General features: G+C 46.1%; 18 protein-coding genes. 11 read left to right on the top strand and 7 right to left on the bottom strand.

Annotated elements, in window-relative coordinates:
* Positions 1-6 precede the first annotated feature (6 nt).
* Positions 7-2,058 (bottom strand): TonB-dependent receptor plug domain-containing protein, encoded by a 2,052-nt coding sequence (locus tag WAO38_RS05340; protein WP_422235057.1) that lies wholly within the window; start codon positions 2,056-2,058, stop codon positions 7-9.
* Positions 2,059-2,194: 136 nt separating this feature from the next.
* On the opposite strand from WAO38_RS05340, the gene WAO38_RS05335 reads away from it, so the two are divergent.
* The 5 genes from WAO38_RS05335 to WAO38_RS05315 all read left to right on the top strand — a co-directional run bounded on the left by WAO38_RS05335 (position 2,195) and on the right by WAO38_RS05315 (position 6,767).
* Complete coding sequence (locus tag WAO38_RS05335) at positions 2,195-2,359, top strand: hypothetical protein (protein WP_422235055.1); 165 nt, start codon at positions 2,195-2,197, stop codon at positions 2,357-2,359.
* A 61-nt stretch (positions 2,360-2,420) separates the two neighbouring features.
* Entirely contained in the window at positions 2,421-3,638 is a 1,218-nt protein-coding gene (locus WAO38_RS05330) for a TolC family protein (RefSeq protein ID WP_422235053.1), read from the top strand.
* The gene (locus tag WAO38_RS05325; protein ID WP_422235050.1) at positions 3,635-4,849 is read left to right on the top strand and encodes an efflux RND transporter periplasmic adaptor subunit; all 1,215 of its coding nucleotides are present in this window, start codon (positions 3,635-3,637) and stop codon (positions 4,847-4,849) included. The genes WAO38_RS05330 and WAO38_RS05325 overlap by 4 nt, the downstream gene beginning before the upstream one ends.
* 2 nt (positions 4,850-4,851) lie before the next feature.
* Positions 4,852-5,559: an ABC transporter ATP-binding protein gene (locus WAO38_RS05320; RefSeq protein WP_422235048.1), complete on the top strand. Its 708-nt coding sequence runs from the start codon at positions 4,852-4,854 to the stop codon at positions 5,557-5,559.
* Entirely contained in the window at positions 5,556-6,767 is a 1,212-nt protein-coding gene (locus tag WAO38_RS05315; protein ID WP_422235046.1) for an ABC transporter permease, read from the top strand. The genes WAO38_RS05320 and WAO38_RS05315 overlap by 4 nt, the downstream gene beginning before the upstream one ends.
* Before the next feature lie 5 nt (positions 6,768-6,772).
* Here WAO38_RS05315 and WAO38_RS05310 read toward each other — a convergent pair whose 3' ends face one another.
* Positions 6,773-8,932, bottom strand: coding sequence for a TonB-dependent receptor plug domain-containing protein (locus WAO38_RS05310; RefSeq protein ID WP_422235044.1), 2,160 nt, complete (start codon positions 8,930-8,932; stop codon positions 6,773-6,775).
* A 231-nt stretch (positions 8,933-9,163) separates the two neighbouring features.
* Between WAO38_RS05310 and WAO38_RS05305 the strand changes: the two genes are divergently transcribed.
* Entirely contained in the window at positions 9,164-9,730 is a 567-nt protein-coding gene (locus WAO38_RS05305) for a hydrogenase-4 component G (RefSeq protein WP_422235042.1), read from the top strand.
* On the opposite strand, the gene mscL is transcribed toward WAO38_RS05305, so the two are convergent.
* Positions 9,731-10,168: a large conductance mechanosensitive channel protein MscL gene (gene mscL / locus WAO38_RS05300; RefSeq protein ID WP_422235040.1), complete on the bottom strand. Its 438-nt coding sequence runs from the start codon at positions 10,166-10,168 to the stop codon at positions 9,731-9,733.
* A gap of 166 nt (positions 10,169-10,334) precedes the next feature.
* On the opposite strand from mscL, the gene WAO38_RS05295 reads away from it, so the two are divergent.
* Positions 10,335-13,847, top strand: a complete 3,513-nt coding sequence (locus WAO38_RS05295; protein WP_422235038.1) for a bifunctional diguanylate cyclase/phosphodiesterase — start codon at positions 10,335-10,337, stop codon at positions 13,845-13,847.
* A 32-nt stretch (positions 13,848-13,879) separates the two neighbouring features.
* Here the strand turns inward: WAO38_RS05295 and WAO38_RS05290 are convergent, their stop codons facing one another.
* A complete protein-coding gene (locus tag WAO38_RS05290; RefSeq protein WP_422235036.1) occupies positions 13,880-14,230 on the bottom strand; it encodes a glycine zipper domain-containing protein in 351 nt (116 codons plus the stop codon).
* A gap of 186 nt (positions 14,231-14,416) precedes the next feature.
* Between WAO38_RS05290 and WAO38_RS05285 the strand changes: the two genes are divergently transcribed.
* The 4 genes from WAO38_RS05285 to WAO38_RS05270 all read left to right on the top strand — a co-directional run bounded on the left by WAO38_RS05285 (position 14,417) and on the right by WAO38_RS05270 (position 18,083).
* A complete protein-coding gene (locus WAO38_RS05285; protein WP_422235034.1) occupies positions 14,417-14,818 on the top strand; it encodes a c-type cytochrome in 402 nt (133 codons plus the stop codon).
* Positions 14,819-14,904: 86 nt separating this feature from the next.
* Complete coding sequence (locus WAO38_RS05280; protein WP_422235032.1) at positions 14,905-15,219, top strand: hypothetical protein; 315 nt, start codon at positions 14,905-14,907, stop codon at positions 15,217-15,219.
* A 6-nt stretch (positions 15,220-15,225) separates the two neighbouring features.
* Complete coding sequence (locus WAO38_RS05275) at positions 15,226-17,181, top strand: ABC-F family ATP-binding cassette domain-containing protein (RefSeq protein WP_422235031.1); 1,956 nt, start codon at positions 15,226-15,228, stop codon at positions 17,179-17,181.
* On the top strand, positions 17,181-18,083 hold the full coding sequence (locus WAO38_RS05270; RefSeq protein ID WP_422235029.1) for a D-hexose-6-phosphate mutarotase: 903 nt from the start codon (positions 17,181-17,183) through the stop codon (positions 18,081-18,083). The genes WAO38_RS05275 and WAO38_RS05270 overlap by 1 nt, the downstream gene beginning before the upstream one ends.
* Positions 18,084-18,124: 41 nt before the next feature.
* On the opposite strand, the gene WAO38_RS05265 is transcribed toward WAO38_RS05270, so the two are convergent.
* The 3 genes from WAO38_RS05265 to WAO38_RS05255 all read right to left on the bottom strand — a co-directional run bounded on the left by WAO38_RS05265 (position 18,125) and on the right by WAO38_RS05255 (position 19,979).
* Positions 18,125-18,514 (bottom strand): hypothetical protein, encoded by a 390-nt coding sequence (locus WAO38_RS05265; protein WP_422235027.1) that lies wholly within the window; start codon positions 18,512-18,514, stop codon positions 18,125-18,127.
* An 85-nt stretch (positions 18,515-18,599) separates the two neighbouring features.
* Positions 18,600-19,679 (bottom strand): hypothetical protein, encoded by a 1,080-nt coding sequence (locus WAO38_RS05260; protein WP_422235025.1) that lies wholly within the window; start codon positions 19,677-19,679, stop codon positions 18,600-18,602.
* Positions 19,680-19,688: 9 nt separating this feature from the next.
* Positions 19,689-19,979 carry a Dabb family protein gene (locus WAO38_RS05255; protein ID WP_422235023.1) on the bottom strand — a complete coding sequence of 97 codons (291 nt, stop codon included), beginning with the start codon at positions 19,977-19,979 and terminating at the stop codon, positions 19,689-19,691.

Raw genomic sequence — 19,979 nt, 5'->3', positions numbered from 1 at the left:
CGTCAACTACCATCGTCCCTCAAGGGTCAAAAGGATTTGAGGTTCGGAATGTTCCCGATCGGTTTGCGTTTCCATCACTATTCCGCCGACGGATCTTTTGGAAGTGGTCGTAATCGTGGAGGCCGTGACATTTTTGAGATTTACCCCGAGCTTGAAGGTCGAATCCAGCCGTTTGGATGCATACAAATCAAGAACCCCGTATCCTTTTTGCGACTCGCTTACCCCGTTTTCATCGACAGGGTCATCATACCCTCCGACATAACGATAGGCCGCCCCGTAGGTGAGACGGTAGGCACTGAGCGTATGGTCTGCGCCGATATTGTAAAGATAATCGGCGGTTTGTTTGATCGGTCGCGTAAAGCCGTTTGTGGTCAAAGAAGAGTTTTGAAAGGTTGCATTGGCGAAAACCCCCAGCCCTTCGAGATAGGTATTGAGCGATTTTTTGAGTTCCAGCTCAACGCCCCAAAGTTTTCCATTTCCCGCATTTTCAGGGCGTTCGATATATCGTGTACCGTCGAAGGTCGTCAATTTTTCTATTTTTCCGTCTATCGTTCGGTAAAACCCTCCCATACTGACGATCCCTTTGTCCTCAAAAAAATGCTCGCCCCGAAGTTCATAGCTGATGGCCTTCTCTTCTTTAAGATCAGGATTTCCCACAAAATCGGGATGATTGATATCGTTTTGGTACAATGAACTCACAAGGGTGCCGGCCATCTCATTCAATCGTGGCAATTTGACCGTCTTGGCAATACTCGCACGCACGTTGTCATTCGCGGTAAGTTTGTAGAGGAGATGGAAGGACGGAGCCAAATAATCGATATTCGATGTCTGTCCAAAATCACGCGATACCTTTTCATAGCGCACTCCCGGAGTCATCACAATCGTTTCGCCGATGCCGATCTCATCTTGGACATACACCGCTCCGCGGTTTTCGCTCAGTGTCAAATCCGATGCCGCCGCGCCGCTTTGCTGTACTTCATTATTCTGATACAGATGTTTTAGCTCCGCACCGGTTTTGATGAAATGCTCACCCATGGCGAGTGAATAATCGCTGTTCGCTCCGAAAACACGGAAGAAAGTGTTATCCTTTTGTGTTTGGCTGCTCGGTATCGGCGATATCTCGCTCGAAATCTTTTCCCCCTCTTCCTCATGCTGATGGAATTTCAGTTTCCATGCCAATAGTTCGCTTCCGGAGAGATGGTGTTCTCCGGAGAGTTTGGACCATACCATAGTGCTATCGGAGGTATCGTTCTCTTTGCGCAGCAGGTTCGTCAAGCCATATGTCGTATCCGTCGTATCTGTTTTATTGTCACTGAACGCAAGGCTCCCGTCAAAAGTGTATTTCTCTTTTGACGAGGGTGTATAAATCAGCTTCGTCGTCACGTTAAGCATCCGGTCTCGTGCATCTTCCTCACGCTCTTCCTGCTCAGCCGATGCGGCAAGGGTATCGATGCTCTCGGTATCCGACTTTTGATTATCCGAGAGTGTCGCATTCACCAGATACGACAGGTTTCCTGACTTGCCTTCTCTTTGGGCAAACAGGGTAAGCATCGGCTGATCTTTATAGGCGCCCGCGATCACTTTTACCGTCGTCAATCCTTGTGACTTCGGCTTTTTGAGGACGATATTGACGATCCCCCCCATCGCTTCGGCAGTGTATTCGGCGGAACCGTTGGTCATGACTTCGATCCGCTCGATCATGTCGGGAGATATCTGTTCCAACGGGCTCGGCCGGCGTTTCGAAGCACTAGAGGCTTCTTCACCGTCGATAAGGACAACGGTATACCCTTTGCCGGGTGCGCCTTTTTTCGATTTCCCCTCGGGTATGGTGACTCCCGGTGTCCGTTTAAGGACTTCGAGGGCATTTAAATCTCCGTATTGGGTCAGTTCTGCTCCGCTGATGATCCGTTTGGCAATCGAACTCTCTTGACGTTCTTCAAGGGTCTGCGACGTCTCCTGCACCGAAATTTTTTCGAGTTGAAGCACCTCTTGCGCGCACACAACGGATAAGGAGCAGGCAAGAAGAATAAACGGACGGTATATCAATGGTTCCCCCATAAGCATGAGTTAGAAAGTTACCGTATTTTATCCAATATCACTACGAACGCTTCAGCGGTTAATACGCTGTTAATGTATTCGTACTAAAAATTGTAATACAATGAGATCATCACCTCGAATAGCGAAGGAGAGCAGTATGAAAGAGCTTTGCAAACTTAAAAAAAATGACCTTCAGTCGTCTATTGCAAAAATCATAAAAATCACCAATAGTCCGGAATATATCTGTACGAACTGTGCCCGTGTCGCCAATGAAAAAAAGTATTTGTGTCATCCGATGAAAATGAAAGAGAAAAAAAATTAGTTAAAAGTTTATTACGATGAAACTTACCAAAATGTTACCAAATCTAGATTACAATCAAACCATGAAACATTATCTAATCCTTAGTACATTGTCAGCCGCTTTCCTTGTTGGATCGGTGTATGGAGAGGATACGGCCCTCCTCTCTCCCGAAAAACAGCGTTATTATGAACACCAGCAGCAGCAAATCGATTCGGGCTATGAAAAGCTTCGCTATGACTGGCTCTCACCGATCAATCTTAAAGCATCGGATACCTATGAAAAATCGGCCGCCGGATCTAGAGATACCCGCCAAAGCCTCTCGGCAGGCATTGCGCAAGATCTCTTTCGTTCCGGCGGAATTACCTATACGATCGATTACGCGGAAGCTAAAAGAGAAGCCGACACCATCGGGATGGGCAGAGAGATCGCGACGATTAATCAACAGCTGATCACGGCCGTTTTGAACTATCGGAAGAATGCCCTTTTGCTGGAACAAAGTGACCTCAAACTCAAAAACACCAAAATCGAGATTTTTCTCAAACGCAAACAATACGAAGCGGGGGATATCGACATCACCCTGCTCAACAACGCCCTAATGGATCAGAGCAATGAGCTCAAAAACAATACTTCCATCCGATACGCTTTGGCGCAGCAAAAATTCGAAGCGGCGAAACTGAGCGATCATCCTATAACGGATATCTCCGTGCCGACCTTTGCTCTGAGCCAAAAAGAAGATTTTTTGAAAGAGGGGTGGGACATCCGCTACCTCCAAGCCCAAAGCCAAAGCAGCGCACAGCAATACGGCCTGATCAAAAGTTCTTATCTGCCGAAATTGACCCTGAGTGCGGATGCCGGTCTGCTGCGATATGATTCGCGAGAACTCTCCTCGGCTGATTATCGCGGCAATTTTTACGACATGGGTTTGCAGCTCACCATGCCCTTGGCCTATAATGCTTCCGCCGCGACACAGGAAGCACAAAGTACCTATCTGAAACAGCAGGCTGAAGCTGCCGATAAAAAACGGCAGTTGGATGCCCAATACGAACAATCAATTGCCCGAATCGAGAGTTATCAGCGAACCATCGACATCACCCGCGATAACCTCAAGTTTTACGATGAACTGATCGGTGCGACCAAAGCCGCCGTCGATGCGGGGTATAAAGCAGGCTATGATCTGCAGACCCTCCAAAATACCAATGCCATTGAAAAACTTGAGATTCAAATCAATGAAATCAACATTCAAATCGAACTTTCATCCCTGTATGGCATGATGCGACACCCTCAGGAGAAATCATTATGACCCCCAACGCTACCAATATCGAAACAACCCTCGGATTAGGAAAACACCAATCTTCCAAATGGCCGAAAAAGATTGCGGCAGGAGTGATCCTCCTTCTCCTAATCGGCGGAGGGGTGATGTACCAAATGAAACAAAATACGAAAAATGAAATCTCGTACATCACGGTTCCCCTGAAAATGGCCGATCTGACGACAACCGTCTCCGCTACGGGGAATCTTGAACCGACCAATACCGTGGATGTCGGGATCGAAGTTTCAGGAACCATCAGCGACGTTTTAGTCGATTATAACGATCAGGTAAAGGTCAATCAGCCGATGGCACGGCTGGACACGACAAAACTGAGTGCCGCCGTGACGAGTTCCAAAGCGAATTGGATGAAGTTTCAGGCCAATGAGGAAAGTGCCAAAGCAGCTTTGAACAATGCCCTGATCGAAAATGAGCGTGCCCTCACCATGTATGCTTCTACCGAGGGGAATTATCCTTCCCGCAAAGAGATGCAACTCTCTACTACTACTTTAGAAAAAGCCAAAGCCGATCTTGCCGCGGCAAAAGCGGGAGTTGCCCAATCGCTGGCACAACTCAAAAGTGATGAAGACAATCTCCGAAAAGCGGTTGTCGTCTCTCCGATCAACGGCATTGTCCTAAGCCGCAAGATCGAACCGGGGCAAACGGTCGTCGCATCGATGCAGACACCGGTTTTATTTACACTCGCAGAAGACCTCACAAAAATGAAAGCGATCGTCAGCGTTGACGAAGCCGATATCGGAGGAGTCAAAGAGAACCAGAAAGTGCAATTCAGCGTCGATGCCTACCCCAGTAGAATCTTCGAAGGGGAAATTACCCAGCTGCGGATGAACTCTGCTGTCGTCAACGGTGTCGTCACCTATGAAGCAGTTGTCGAAGTCCATAATAATGACCTCCTTTTACGTCCGGGGATGACGGCCAATGCTTCTATCATTACGGGAACGTTTAACAATGTCCTCGTGGTTCCCAATGCGGCGTTGCGGTTTACCCCTCCGGTTTCCGATAAGGATGATAAAAAGAAACATGCTAACAATCAAGATGACAAAGGGAAATACGTCTGGATCTTAAAAGACAAAACACCGACAAAAACCAAAGTCTCCGTCGGACAATCGGACGGCATCATGAGTATCGTTTTGGACTCACCGCTAAAAACCGGAGATCTCATCATCACCGGAGTTGAAGAGTAACCATGACGCACACTGATACTCCGGTCATCGAACTTAGAGAGACGAGAAAATATTACGGGACGGGTGACGCCACGGCCTATGCGCTTCGCGGAGTCGATCTGAAAATCCATCAAGGCGAATTTGTCGCCATCATGGGTCCCAGCGGATCGGGAAAATCAACCGCTATGAACATCATCGGATGTCTCGATACGCCTACCGAAGGGAAATATCTTTTCGAAGGGATCGATGTCGGGATGCTCAGCCGTGATCAAAGAGCTTTGCTGCGGCGCAATTACATCGGTTTTATTTTTCAGGGATTCAATCTTTTGGGCAAAACGTCGGCAATCGAAAATGTCGAGCTCCCCCTCCTCTATCGGGGAGTTCCCGCGTCAGAGCGCCGGGAAAAAGCGATGGAAGCGCTTCGAAGCGTCGGACTTGAAAATGTGGCGCATCATACCCCCGGAGAACTCTCCGGCGGACAGCAGCAGCGGGTTGCCATCGCACGGGCCATTGTGACCAATCCGCTCGTACTGCTTGCCGATGAGCCGACCGGAAATCTCGATACCGTCAAAAGTATCGAAGTCATGGAGCTGCTCCGCTCTTTCAACCGCGACCAGGGGATTACGGTCATCATGGTTACCCACGAAAGCGACATGGCAGCCTACGCTTCGCGGACCATCCATTTTCGTGACGGTGTTATCGATACCACAGAACACAAGGTTGACGCATGATCTGGAATGCCTTTATTCTGGCGCTGCGTGAGATCCGCCGCAGTGTGATGCGTTCTGTCCTGACAACATTGGGGATCGTCATCGGGGTCGCTTCCGTCATCGCCATGGTCATGCTGGGAGATGCGACCACGGCGTATGTCACCAACAGTATCTCCAAACTCGGCAGCAATATGCTCATTATCCGCCCGGGACAAGAGCGCCACGGCCCCGGAGGAGGAGATGCTACCGCCAAACGGTTTACCCACGATGACATTACCGCGATATCACGCGAAATCGTCGGGCTGAAAGGGGTAGCTCCCGTCTCTTCAAAAGGGATGCAGGTCGTGTATGGGAATCAGAACTATTCCACCTCTATCGACGGAAGCAATAACGATTATTTTACCGTTAAAGATTGGACATTTGAATCCGGGCGAAACTTTACGTCTGCCGAGCTTCAAGGGGGAAAAGCGGTCTGTGTGATCGGGGAGACGATCCATAAAGAACTTTTCGGGGACCAAAATCCCCTCGATGCTTTGATCCGGCTGGAAAACTTTTCGTGTCATGTCGTCGGTCTGCTCCATCCGAAAGGAGCCTCCATGTTCGGTTCCGACCAAGACGACCTCATCGTTGTTCCGATCCGTATGTTTCAGCGGCGGATCAGCGGTAATCAGGAAATTTCGACCATTATGCTCTCCGCAAAAAATGCTTCCGGTGTAGAAGCGATCAAAAACAATGTCACCTCCCTTATGCGTGAACGGCGGCACATTCGCTTGGGGGATGAGGACGACTTCAATGTACGGGATCTGCGTGAAGTGGTTCAAACTCTCTCCTCTACAACGAAAATGCTCACGCTCTTGCTCGGAGCTGTCGCGGCCATCAGTCTGCTTGTCGGAGGGATCGGGATCATGAACATTATGCTCGTATCCGTTACCGAACGGACACGCGAAATCGGCATCCGTCTCGCGATCGGGGCACTGGAACGTGAAGTACTGCTCCAATTTTTAGTCGAAGCCGTCGTCCTCTCTTCCATGGGAGGCATTATCGGTATGGTATTAGGGATCGGTGTGGGTTTCGGAATCAATCTCTATTTTGATCTGCCGTTTGTGTTTAACAGCTCCATTGTCATCATCGCTTTTTTATTTTCGACGGTTGTCGGAATCGTATTCGGATATTTTCCGGCGCGTAAAGCAGCACGCCTTAACCCGATCGATGCCCTGCGTCATGAGTAAAGGGGTTAAAACTTCTGCACATACGTCAAAAAGAAATTTCTCCCCTCTCTCTTGATTCCTCCGGCGACTTGATAGTAGTAGCTTGGCTGGTAGACATCGGCATCGAAAAGATTTTTAACGGTGAGCTGAAGTTCACTGGAAGGGGAGAATCGGTAGGTCACCGTCTCATCAAAAATATGGACTTCATCTACAGATGTATCCTGAGTCACCAATTGCGAAGGTGTTGTTTTAGAAAAATATCTCCAGCTTGTCCCGAATGAGAGTTTATCGGCAGGTCGATAGACATACATACCTTTGAGCATCACTTTTGAAATATCCGGCATATTTTCATCAAGCGTTCCCCGACCGTCTGTCGCGACCGATGTACCGTCCCCATAGTATCGAATCGTCGGTTCTGCGGCAAGGGTGTAGTGTGTATCAAGATAGGTTGCATTGAAATAGAGGTTATGTTCCTGTCCAGCATGATAAAAATATTCAAATTCCACCCCTTGGCTATAGCGCTGTTTGAAGTTTTGATATCCCGGATCGGTGTATGGCAACTCTTCGAGATCGATGACATTCTTTAATTGTGAATAAAAAAGATCCAACGAAAATTTATGGTTAAAATTCGGCGTATATATTCCTACGATTTCATACGTATCCGTCTTTTCGGGCTGAATCGTACTCTCCCCCGCCCGCGTATTGATATGACCGTTTTGATAGGCTTCGATCAGGGTTGGGACACGGAAGGCTGAACCGTAAAGGAACTTGAGAATGGTTGAATCACTGGCCCGATAAACCAAGCCGGCTCTTTTATTCAATTGCATTCCATAATCAGAGTAGTGATCTGCCCGTAAACCGAGAATCAGATCCATATCTTTCGTCACCGATATTAAGTCTTGAACATAGCCATACGTAATCTCTCTATCTATCCCTTTGGGCAGCAGAGTTGTCGTCGGATTGTTCCAAAATGCAGATTCATTGACTGCGTTATATCTAAAATCATTATGCGTTAGATCATAAAGATATATATCGTTATAGTTTTGCATGATCACGGCTTCAATACTGCTGTAAAACTCATCATGCGTCACTTTTGCCTGACGTGCTCCTGCTCCTATTAGAATATCATTGGAATAGATCTGCGGAAGGGTTAGAATCGCTTCGGCTTCGAGATTTTCTTCCGTTGATTTTTGAACGGTATAAAAACCATCCTGCATATTAATGCCGACTACACTAAAAAAACCGGCAATCTCTGCAATGGAAGTCATATTGTCTTTTTGATCAAGCTCACGATGCGAAAAGCTGGCTTTGGTTTCCAGTTTATAATCATCAAACGCTGTCTTATAGGAAAGCTGCGAGAAAAAATAGCTGTTTTTATGATATTCATCACTTTGCGGTATCGGATTTAAAAGTCCTTCATAACTGTAAAAGTTTCCATAGGTATTTTGTTTTAGCCGGGTCAGAAATTCAAAATTCTCATTGGTCGCTTTGAAACCGACGGAGTAATCTTTCATGGCCTCATCTGTTTTCCGGGTCTCATTTTTGACATCCAGAGCTTTGTCGTTTTGTTTGTAATAACCGTCCGCGAAAAATTTCCAATTTCCAAGCGATGTGTTGATATTCGTTCCGACGGTTTGATATTGATAATTCCCTGTTCCCGCATAGAGTTGAGAGTCTTTAAGACCTTTTCCAAGCTTGGTGATAATATTGATCGTCCCATAAAAGGCACCGGATCCGTAAAGAGTAGAATTCGGCCCGCGCAGAACCTCTATTTTTTCAACGAGCTGCATGGGAAAATCCATGTAAAAATGGGTACTCCCCTGTACTTCATTGTTGATTGCTACCCCATCTATTAAAACTTTGACTTTATCGGAAAGATAGGCATTTGGATTTTTCAAACCCCGTACCGTTGTCATGCTGTAACCGGTAGGACTTAACTGAATCTGGAAACTCGGCAACATATCCAAGGCTTCGGAAACTGTTTGGATACCGGCATCTCTATAGGTTTGGGCATCTATGATCGTGACTACGGAGGGCAAGTAATCTACGTTGAGTGATTTTTTGGTGGCGATTTCACTGATATCATTGATCAGAGACTCTATTTCTTTACCCGTGTCCGCCTCATCCGCATATGCGACGGTTAATATCGAGAGAAGAATACTGTGTAATAAAATATTTTTTTTCATCTGCCGTCCGCTTATAAAATCATTATGATATAAAAAATTATAATATTCTAATGTTTTTAACATTTTATACATATTAATCACATTTACAAAAATATTCGATTTTATCGGGTTCCATTAACATTGATCCGCCACTGAACCGGAGAAAGATTTTAACCAAATTGATACCCTTGTATTTGAATGATTCGGTCAGTTTGACGATATTAGTCTATTAACTCCAAGAAAGGAGCATTTATGCAAATTGGAAACACAACCTCATCCATCAATCCCTACACTCAAAGCGGTGTAGCGGTATATGAAACAGAGAGTGAAGATTTTAAAACAAAAATAAAAAACGGTGAGATTTCAGCCAAAACTTTATCCCAAGCCTATTTGATCGAATTCTCTCAACGCTCACAAGAAGTTTCATCGACCAATATTGAAGTTCAAAATGCAGCGTTCGACCTGAACAAAGTTCGTGATCTGCTCAAAGCAATCGATTTTGGAAGTATCGGCTATACCGGAAAACCGATCATCGATATGACCCCGGATGAGGCGAAAGCGCTCGTCAGTGAAGAGGGATTTTTCGGAGTATCCCAAACCTCGGCACGCCTCTCTGATTTTGTTTTGAGCGGGGGCGGGGATGATCTCGAAAAACTCCGATCCGGACGTGAAGGGATCATTCGCGGATTTAATGAAGCAGAACAACTCTGGGGAGGGAAACTCCCCGATATTTCCTATGAAACGCTCAACAAAGCTCTCGCAAAAATCGATGAGAAAATAACCGCACTCGGCGGTAATATCCTCGATACGAATGCCTGATTACTGGGCACTTTTACAGTAAGGGCATGTTTTGGCCGCAACAGGGATTTCCATTGCGCACTCAGGGCATGTTTTTGTCGTCGGTGCCGCTGGCTCGGGAGCGGGTTCCCCGGCTTTGAGTTTATTATAGGCTTTGACCATCATAAACATTACAAACCCTAAAATGGTAAAGGATATAGCGTCATTGATAAAAACTCCGAGCTTGATCGCCGGTGCACCCGCAGCATCCAATGCGGATAAAGACACATACTCTTTACCATCCAGGGCAATGAACAACGATGAAAAATCAACGCCTCCCAAGAGCAGCCCTATCGGAGGCATAATGATGTTGGCTACAAGAGATTTCACAACCGTTGCAAATGCCGCCCCGAAAATAAACCCGACCGCCATGTCGACAACATTTCCGCTAATGAGAAACTTTTTAAATTCTGAAAGCATTTTCACTCCTGGTATATATGATTTGAAACTATTCTAACATAAATCTATTATCGAAATCTAATTATTGATTTTATAGATGATCAAATTCATGCAGATTGTTTTTATCCAAAGCATGTTATAGTTTTTTAAAATAATAGATTTTTACTTTGCTGAAAGACAGGAATTCATGGCTACGGTATCATCGAAAAACAGTGACATTCCTTCACTCAAAAAATGGTTGATAGGTTTTTTTGTTTTCCTCTCTATACTCCTTCTCTCTGCCTATACTATTTATCATTTTGAAACCATGCGTGTCCATAAACTGCACGATACCATCGAGAATATTGCCAAAGAAAATGCTGATCGTCTCGATCGAAAAATTGATCAAACGCTTGGCTTAGCCTATCCGCTTGCTGCCATGATCCAAGATGACGGAACCATTCATGGTTTTGAAGCAATCGGGACAAAACTCATTACGCTCTATCCCCATATCTCTGAAATTGCTCTTGCCCCGAACGGTATCATTGAAACCGTAGTTCCCTATGAGATCAATCAAAAAGCACTTGGATTCAACCTCTTCCACGATCCGGAACAACGCCAGGAGGCTATTCTCGCCCGTGAAACGAGAAAACTGACGTTGGCCGGCCCCTTAAAACTTATTCAAGGCGGAGAGGGACTCGTCGGAAGGTTGCCGGTTTTTACCAAAGAGAAAAAGTTTTGGGGGTTTGTCATCATTGTCATCCGTTTTCCCGATATTCTTAATACGATTTCTCTAAATAAAATTAATAATGAAGTGTATCAATACACCCTCACCCGTATCCATCCCCAAACCAATCAAAAGCAGATCATCGCTTCATCGGGAAAAACAAAACTGGACCAACCGGTAGAGCAGCTCATAGAACTTCCCAACTCAACATGGACACTGCACATAGCCCCGACCGGCGGATGGCACAATCAGTGGCTCTTGGCAATCGAGGCGGTAATCGCCCTCTTTATCAGCACACTGTTAGGCTACATGGCGAAACAATACGCCGAACTAAAAAATTACCGGTATTCCCTTGAAAAGCTCGTAGATCAGCGTACTGCGGAGATCGCAGAGACTAAAAATCAGCTTCATACTCTGCTCGACACTATCCCTGATCTCATTTGGCTCAAGGACAAAGAAGGGGTTTATTTACTCTGCAATCCGATGTTTGAACGTTTTTTCGGGGCTAAAGAGGAAGATATTGTCGGAAAAACCGATTACGATTTTGTCGATAAAGAACTCGCCGATTTTTTCCGGAAAAATGACCGTATCGCCATGGAAGCGAATGCTCCGAGTGTTAATGAAGAGTGGATCACCTTTGCCGATGACGGACATAGCGCTCTGCTCGAAACCGTTAAAATCCCGATGGTCGATGATAAAAACACTCTGATCGGTATCTTGGGGATGGCACACGATATTACCGAACGCCACCATAATGAGAACCGTATCCGTCAGCTCACCCAGACCTATGCTACCTTGAGCCAATGCAATCATGCCATTATCCATTCGGCCACGCCGGAGGAGCTTTTTGCAAAAATTTGCAAAAGCAGCGTTATTCAGGGGGGGATGAGCATGGCATGGATCGGACTCATCGATCCCGAAACAAAGCAGATCACCCCTATTGCATCCTACGGAGATGAAAAGCACTACCTAAAAGGAATTGAGATCTCTGCTGAAGCCGGTATACCGTCCGGTAAAGGACCTACCGGAAGTGCCGCGCGAGAGAAGCACCCCTACTGGTGCCAAGACTTTTTAAATGATCCTTCCACCGCCCTTTGGCACGATCGGGGCCAACAGATGGGATGGAGATCTTCCGCGGCACTGCCGATCTATTTATATCATGATGTTATCGGTGTATTTACCATCTATTCCAAAACCCTCAATGCTTTTAACCCGATGGTTCAAGAGCTCATTGAGGAAATGGCCATGGATGTCAGCTTTGCGATGGAGAATTTCGATCGCGAGACCAAACGCAAAGCGGCTGAAGAACATTTGACCCAAACCGAAAAACTCCTCGAAAAGATGAGTTCGGCTGCCCATATCGGCGGATGGGAAATCGATCTCAACACTAAAATCGGCATCTGGACCAAAGAGGCATCTTCTATTTATGATATGAATCCTACGGAGGAAGTCACCTTAGCGACAGGGTTAAGTGTTTTTGAGGGAGAATGGCTTGAAAAAGCACAAACAGCCCTTAATGAAATCGTACACAACAGGGTAACCCGCGATCTTGATCTTCAGATGACAACCCATATAGGAAATCAAAAATGGGTTCGACTAATCGGATCGCCTATTGTTGAAAATAACGAAGTCATCCGGATACAAGGCTCCGTGCAAGATATCACCGCTCAAAAAATTGCCGAAGAAAAAGTACAATGGCTTGCCCATTATGATCCTTTGACCTCCTTGCCGAATCGTCTTTTTCTGAATGACCGTATCAAATACGCTATCAGTATCGCCCACCGTTCCAAGGAGCCGATAGCCCTCCTCTTTTTGGATCTGGACCATTTTAAAAATATCAACGATTCGCTAGGGCACAGCGTCGGAGATGAATTACTCATCAAAGTCTCAAAACGGATGCAATCCGTCTTACGGGAAGAAGATACGCTCTCACGACAGGGTGGAGATGAATTCATCATTGTTCTGCCCGGTACCGATGCCGACGGGGCAGCACACGTTGCTGAAAAAATCATTGATACGGTCGCTCAGTCTTATCATATCCAGCTTCATGAACTCAGTATTACCCCCTCCATCGGAATCGCCCTCTTCCCGATGGATGGAAACAATGAGGAAGAGTTGTTTCAAGCTGCCGATGCCGCAATGTATCGTGCAAAACATGACGGCCGAAACTGCTACCGTTTTGTCACTCCAGAAATTCAAGCCCGCTCTGCTCGTAACCTCGAACTAGAAAATGCACTTAGATACGCACTTCGGCGCAATGAGCTTGAAGTTTACTATCAACCGCAGATCTCGTTGGAAAATGGCAATATAATCGGTGCCGAGGCGCTGTTGCGATGGAATCATCCGACTATGGGAATGATCTCTCCGACAGAATTTATTTCGATCGCCGAAGAGAGCGGACAGATCACCGCAATCGGGGAGTGGGTACTTCGTCGTGCACTCGGACAATTAAAATCATGGATCAGTGCGGGCATGGAACCCTTTATCATGGCGGTCAACCTCTCGGCCATACAGTTCCGCCATCCCCAATTGATTGCCATGATCTTGAGCGTTCTCGAAGAGCTTGAACTCCCTGCAGAGTATCTCGAACTCGAACTGACCGAAGGGATCGCGATGGAAAACCCGCATCAAGCGATTGAGGTAATGAATGAACTCTATAATCATGGAATACGGATGTCAATCGATGATTTCGGGACCGGGTACTCTTCGCTCAATTATCTTAAAAAATTTCGGGTCTATAAACTGAAGATCGACCAATCGTTCATCCGTGAAATAACGGAAAATTCAGAAGACAAAACCATTGTAAATACCATTATTAATATGGCCCATAATCTTAATATGATTACCATTGCAGAGGGGGTAGAGACAGCTGAGCAGCTTGCCTTTCTTCGTGAGAACGGCTGTAACGAAGTGCAAGGATATTATTTTAGCAAACCGCTTCCAGCGGAAGAGTTTAAACGATTCCTAGACTCCAATCACAGATTAAAGGTTTAAAATCGTCTATCGGCAAAAGCTAAAACACGAGCCTAGTCACGCCCGTGTTTGTATTCTCCGTAGTGATTGCCTTGATCACGGTGCTTATGTCTTTTATGTCTACGGTCATTATCCTCTTCTACATAAATGACTCTCTCTTGTGAAACGACCTGCGTAGAAGAACGGGCTGTCCCCTGATTGCTTCCGACAGCCGCCCCGAGAGCTCCGCCGACTCCTCCGCCGATAATGGCACCCTCTTTGCCGCCGCTGGCCGAACCGATTGCGGAACCGACTCCTGCGCCGAGCATACTGCCGACTACCGCACTTCCGTCTATTTGTCCTGCAAAAGCATTCATACTGCATCCCAGAATAACTGCTGCGATTATTGTTTTATTATATTTCATTAGATCTTCTCCTAATTTTTGTTATCTTATCACCTTAGTGTTAACGTTATCGATACAATTGTAAACTAACTTTTTCTTTGTTGGAAACTTACCGCAAAAAGCTTGATATTCATCAAGAAAATATCTCTTTTAACTAACTATAATCTCAAAATATTTCATCCTACCACGATCAAAGGACAAGACTAAATGAAGATTTTGAGTGTACTGCTCGCGGCAACATCCATATGGGGGGCAGACGGATACCATGTATATCAAAAACATTGTATGAAATGCCATGTCGAAATGATGGAAAAGACAGAAGTCATGAAACATCTCGGGGATCTAAAAGCCCCTCCGATGGTAGAAGTTTCCAACCGTCTCAGAGAAAATATCATCATTGCCGATGAAGATGACGATGTAAAACGTCGCGTTACCATCGCATTTATCAAAGATTACATTGAAAATCCGAGTGTTCAGTACAGCATGTGTCATCCGATGGCAATCGAACGGTTCGGAATTATGCCTTCGCTCAAAGGAAAACTGACGGACGATGAACGCCAAGGCGTCGCCGAATGGATCATCGACCGTTACCAAAAAATCAAATTTTAGGATTCAGCCGAGAGTAACATTCCGTTACCCTGATATCATTTCGGGTGGCTATTAAAGTTAAACTCCCATCCGCTATAATTCGATCCATGAATACAGCGCCCCACTTCCACATCGATCCGACACCGCAGCTCCCTACCCGCCGATGCCGTTTATCCGCACGGGTACTGGGATGGAGCTTGAGCTATGGAAACTATCTGATCGCATTGATGGTATGGTGGAAAAGTGACTGGTTTATCGCACTCGGTACTTTGCTGCTGGGAGTTATCGTCTTCGGAATACTCCGTTCTAAGCTCCGTAACGACTCAATTCCCCCTGCACAGCGCGAAACTCCCTATAACGATTACGCGATTGCGACATGGTATCTGTCTCGTAATCACTGTATTACTCTCCCCAAGGAATAAATAAATATGGCATTAGTCGATCTCCTCGGTGTCAGCAAACACTATGAAGCCCAAAAAATTTTAGAAAATATCAACTTTCATATCGATGAAGGGGAGAGAATCGTTATCGTCGGTAAAAACGGCAGCGGTAAATCCACTCTGATGAAAATCGTTCACGGATCACTCGATACGGATGCGGGCGAGCGGATCACCCGTCAGGGAATCGAGATCAAAATGCTCTCCCAAGTACCGAAATTTGATCCCAGCCATACCGTACGCGAAGCGATCGAAGCGGGGCTCGGCGAACTCAAATCGGCAAAAGTCCGTTTTGACGCTATTTCGGTTTTACTTGCCGAACACGACGATAACGGAGCGCTCCTGGAAGAGCAGGCTCATCTCACCAATTTTCTCGATCACCACAACGCCTGGAACCTTGATGATAAAATCGAACGGGTGATGCTTCACTTTATGCTCAAAGAGTATGAACACAAAAATGTCGAACTACTCAGCGGAGGAGAGCAGCGCCGTGTCGCTCTTGCTTCGCTCTTGCTCCAAAAACCGGATGTACTCCTTCTCGATGAACCGACCAACCACCTCGATGTCTACATGGTGGAATTTCTCGAAGAACTGATTCTCAAAGAGAAATTCACCCTCCTCTTTATCTCGCATGACCGTTATTTCATCGATCAGATCGCGACCAAAACGATCGAAGTCGAAGATTGTGCTCTGCGTGAATTTAACGGAGGGTACAGCAACTATCTGGAGCAAAAACAAGAACTTCTTCGCACCATGGCGCAACAGCATGACAATCTTCTAAAACTCCTAAAGTCGGAAAACGAATGGCTCCGCCGAGGGGTCAAAGCACGCCTTAAACGCAATGAAGGGCGAAAACAGCGGGTATTGCAGCTGCGGGAAGATGCCAAAAACAATCCCGGCAAAATCCGTAAAATGAAGCTCGAACTCGAACGGGAAGCCAAACACTTCAACCGCTCCGAGGGGATCAACCGCCAGAAAATGCTTTTTGATGTTGAACATTTGGGACTCACACTCGGAGATAAAGTTCTGATCAAAGACTTCTCAACCCGGATTTTGCAAAAAGATGTCATCGCCGTAGTCGGTCCTAACGGCAGCGGCAAATCAACCCTCCTTAAAGCCCTCCTGGGACGCCTCAAACCCACCAGCGGGATTATCAAGCAAGGAGAACTCACCATCGGTTATTTTGACCAGCACCGTGAGATGCTCGATGACAACCTGAACCTCGTCGAAACGTTCTGTCCTCACGGAGGGGATCGTGTCGATGCGCAGGGTCAGGACTATCATGTCTACGGCTATTTGAAAAACTTCCTCTTCCCGCGGGAATTTTTGGACAAAAAAATCGGCGTCCTCAGCGGCGGAGAGAAAAACCGCGTCGCCCTCGCGCTTCTCTTCACGAAAAAAGTGGATATTCTGATCCTCGACGAACCGACGAACGACCTCGATATCCCGACGATCAATATCCTCGAAGAGAAACTCCAAAACTTCCCGGGTGCCGTTATCCTCGTCAGCCACGATAGATATTTCGTCGACAAGATCGCTAAAAAACTCTTTATTTTCAAAGGCGACGGCACCATAGAGGAGAGCTACAAACCCTACAGCGAATACCTCGAAGATGAAAAAGAGTTCTCCGAAATGGATGCGATGGAAGCGGAATTTGCCAAACCTGCGGCAACGGTTCAGACAACAATCGAAAAACCAAAGGTATTTAAACTCACCTTTAATGAACAGCGTGCCCTTGAAAAACTCCCTGCCGAAATCGAAGTACTCGAAGCGAAAATAGATGAGCTGAATGCTTCGCTTGCCGATCCGAAACAATACGAAAAAATCGGTATCAGCGTTTTGGCTGAAGAGCTTGAAAAAACAAAAGCACTCTATGAAGAAAAAGTGGATGAGTTACTGACCATCGAAGAAAAAGCCGAAGAGATCGAAGCTTTGAAGAACAACTAATGGATATAGAGACCTTAAATTCCTTATATTCCCACGCAGGGTATGTTACGTTCAAAGAGGGGCCCGAGGGGTTCCCGATTGCCCTTATCACCACACCGCATGCCACCGCTGCGATAACCCCCTACGGTGCACACCTCCTCTCTTATGCCTTTGCCTCCGATCCTGAGGATCTGCTCTTTCTCAGTGATAAAGCGATCTTTAAAGAGGGAACCCCTATCCGAGGCGGCGTCCCTATCTGCTGGCCGTGGTTCGGTCCCGATCCGCAAAGTCTGGGGCGGAGCGATCACGGACTCGCCCGCACCCGTATGTGGAATGTCATCTCCTCCGATCTGCTAGCCGATCAGGAGTGCAGTATCACCTTTGAGCTTACCGATACCCCCGAACTCTTCGCCCTGTGGCCGCACCGTTTCCGCCTCACCCTGAGACTCACCGTCGGAAAAACACTCACGATGGAACTCACGACCCAAAATCGCGGTGATACCCCGCTAGAGCTTACACAGGCACTCCACCCCTATTTTGCCGTCGGAGATGTCACCCATACGAATATCACGGGATTAGAGGGGTATAACTACCTCGACAAAACCGACAATAGCTGTGAAAAATCTCAGGAAGGTCCTATTATCATTGATGCCGAAACCGACCGTGTCTATCCGTTTGACGGAGATGATATTGTTATCCATGATGAAGCGCTCAATCGACAGATATGTATCAAGTGTGAGGGGAGCCGCAGTGCGATAGTGTGGAATCCGTGGATACGGGTATGTGAGGAAAAGGCAGACCTCTCATCGGATGATTACCGAAAGACGGTCTGCGTCGAAACTGCCAATGCAGGGAACGACATCATTACCCTTCTTCCGGGAGAGAGTCATACCCTTAAAGTAGTCTATTCACTTCAATCTTGACGATTTTCTTCTTGCAAAAAAGCCAAAGAAATGAGAGGCGATTAACGTCCCTTGCCGCCGCCCATTCCTGAGCCCATTCCGCCGCCCATACCGGAACCCATGCCGTTACGTTGACCTTGCATCATCCCTTGGCCTGTACCTTGGTTTTTCATTTTCGGGGTGCGGTTTTCCGGTCTGTTCATAAACTTTTCATGCTGTTCTTTCGTCATACTTTGTTGACGGTTCATCAGCTCATTATGCAATTGCTCACGCTCTTGCTGATTTGTCATCGTGCCACGTTTTTCAAGCAGTTCATCCGTACTCATCGTACGAAACCGGTTTTGAATTTCATTTTGAACCTGTACCCGCTCTTGATTCATCGCGGCAGTCTCAGCGAAAGCAAATGTAGAAATCAGGGCTGTTGCCGATACAATGGTTAATAATCTTTTCATGTAATACTCCTTGAATGATATATGTCATTTTATAACGTAATTGTTAAAGAAGTGTTAATGCTGTTTATTCTTTCATTTTTACTTTTCAGTCGACTTTAACCTCGATTTTAAATTTATCATCCATATATTTACGTGCTGCATCATCCGTCATTGCAGAGGATTGTTGCAGTGCCGTTTGGATTTCGACCATCGTCAAATTATTTTTATTGCGCCCTTCAAGAAGAATTTTTTCCGTTTTCCCTTTGAGCATTTGAATCATCGCCTGTATCAAATCTTTTTCAACAATACCGACAGTCGAAGGCAAAATATCTTCAAAACGTTTGGCAATCGCACCGTTGATGGCCAGCGATGCTTTTGCTTTATCTTCCATCTCGGCAGGAGTCAGGTGGAACTCTTTTAAGAAGAATGTTTTATCTTCGACGGAGAGAGTATCGGTAAAGCTTTTAACCGATTCATACGTCACATCCGAAATAGCTCGGTTTTGTGCAGTGAGAGAGAATCCTTCCAATATCATCGTATCCGGAGCATTACTCGAAACCTCACGGGCCTTCATCGAAAACTCTAACGGCATAATCGTATTATCGATACGAAAATAATCAATGTTAAGCATTTTGATATACATTGGATTACCCTCAACCTCGCCTTTGAATGCAAGATTGACCGATCTTAGTTTATCCAGAATGTTTTGCTGAAAAGCGTTACTGACATTTTGGGCAATAACCTGCTCAAGTATCGGAGCAGGCAGAGAAACCCCATCGGCCTCGATATCCACAGAAGCTTTTACATCTTCCCCTTTGGAAAACGCTTTAAACTTCGATAATGACTCCATATTTCCTAAGCGGATCGCTTTGGCGGAGAACTGTTCCTGTCCCAATATTGAGAGTTTAATCCCCTCGATCTCACAATCGGTGTTCAACACTCCGCTGCAATCGACACTCTCATAATTCAGTTCTCCCCCGATCATAAGTGTACTCTGCTGATATTGTCCGAGGGCTTTGATAAGCTCCTCTTTAACCCGCTCATTTTTATAGTGGCTCAATGCACTGGTGCCGACTATGACGATGGCCGCTCCTATCGAGAGATAAATCTTGTACTCTTTCAGGGTATCCAGCCAGTTTTTGGGCGCTATCGTCGTAGAATCCGTTTTTATAATCTCTTCACTCACTCAAAAACCTTATTGTATGTAATCAACGACTTTAGAGAGAGTCGTTACCTCTTTTATCACGTTCACGACATCCAGATGTGCCGGATGTGTCGCATAGACGCTCAACGCATCTTCGTCTTCAAACATCGAAACAAGGACCAAATCAAACGAACGCTCGCTTCGGCTGATATCGATCCCCACTTCCATACTTTTCAGGGTCTCTATTTTCGAAGGAAGTGCTTCGAGAAGCCCTTTGACCCGTGCCATATTGGCCTCTTTATTTTCTTCTTTAAATGCAAACATCACGATATGAACTAACAT

The sequence above is a fragment of the Sulfuricurvum sp. genome (assembly GCF_049277495.1).
GTDB lineage: Bacteria > Campylobacterota > Campylobacteria > Campylobacterales > Sulfurimonadaceae > Sulfuricurvum.
This window is presented reverse-complemented; position numbering and strand designations above follow the sequence as displayed.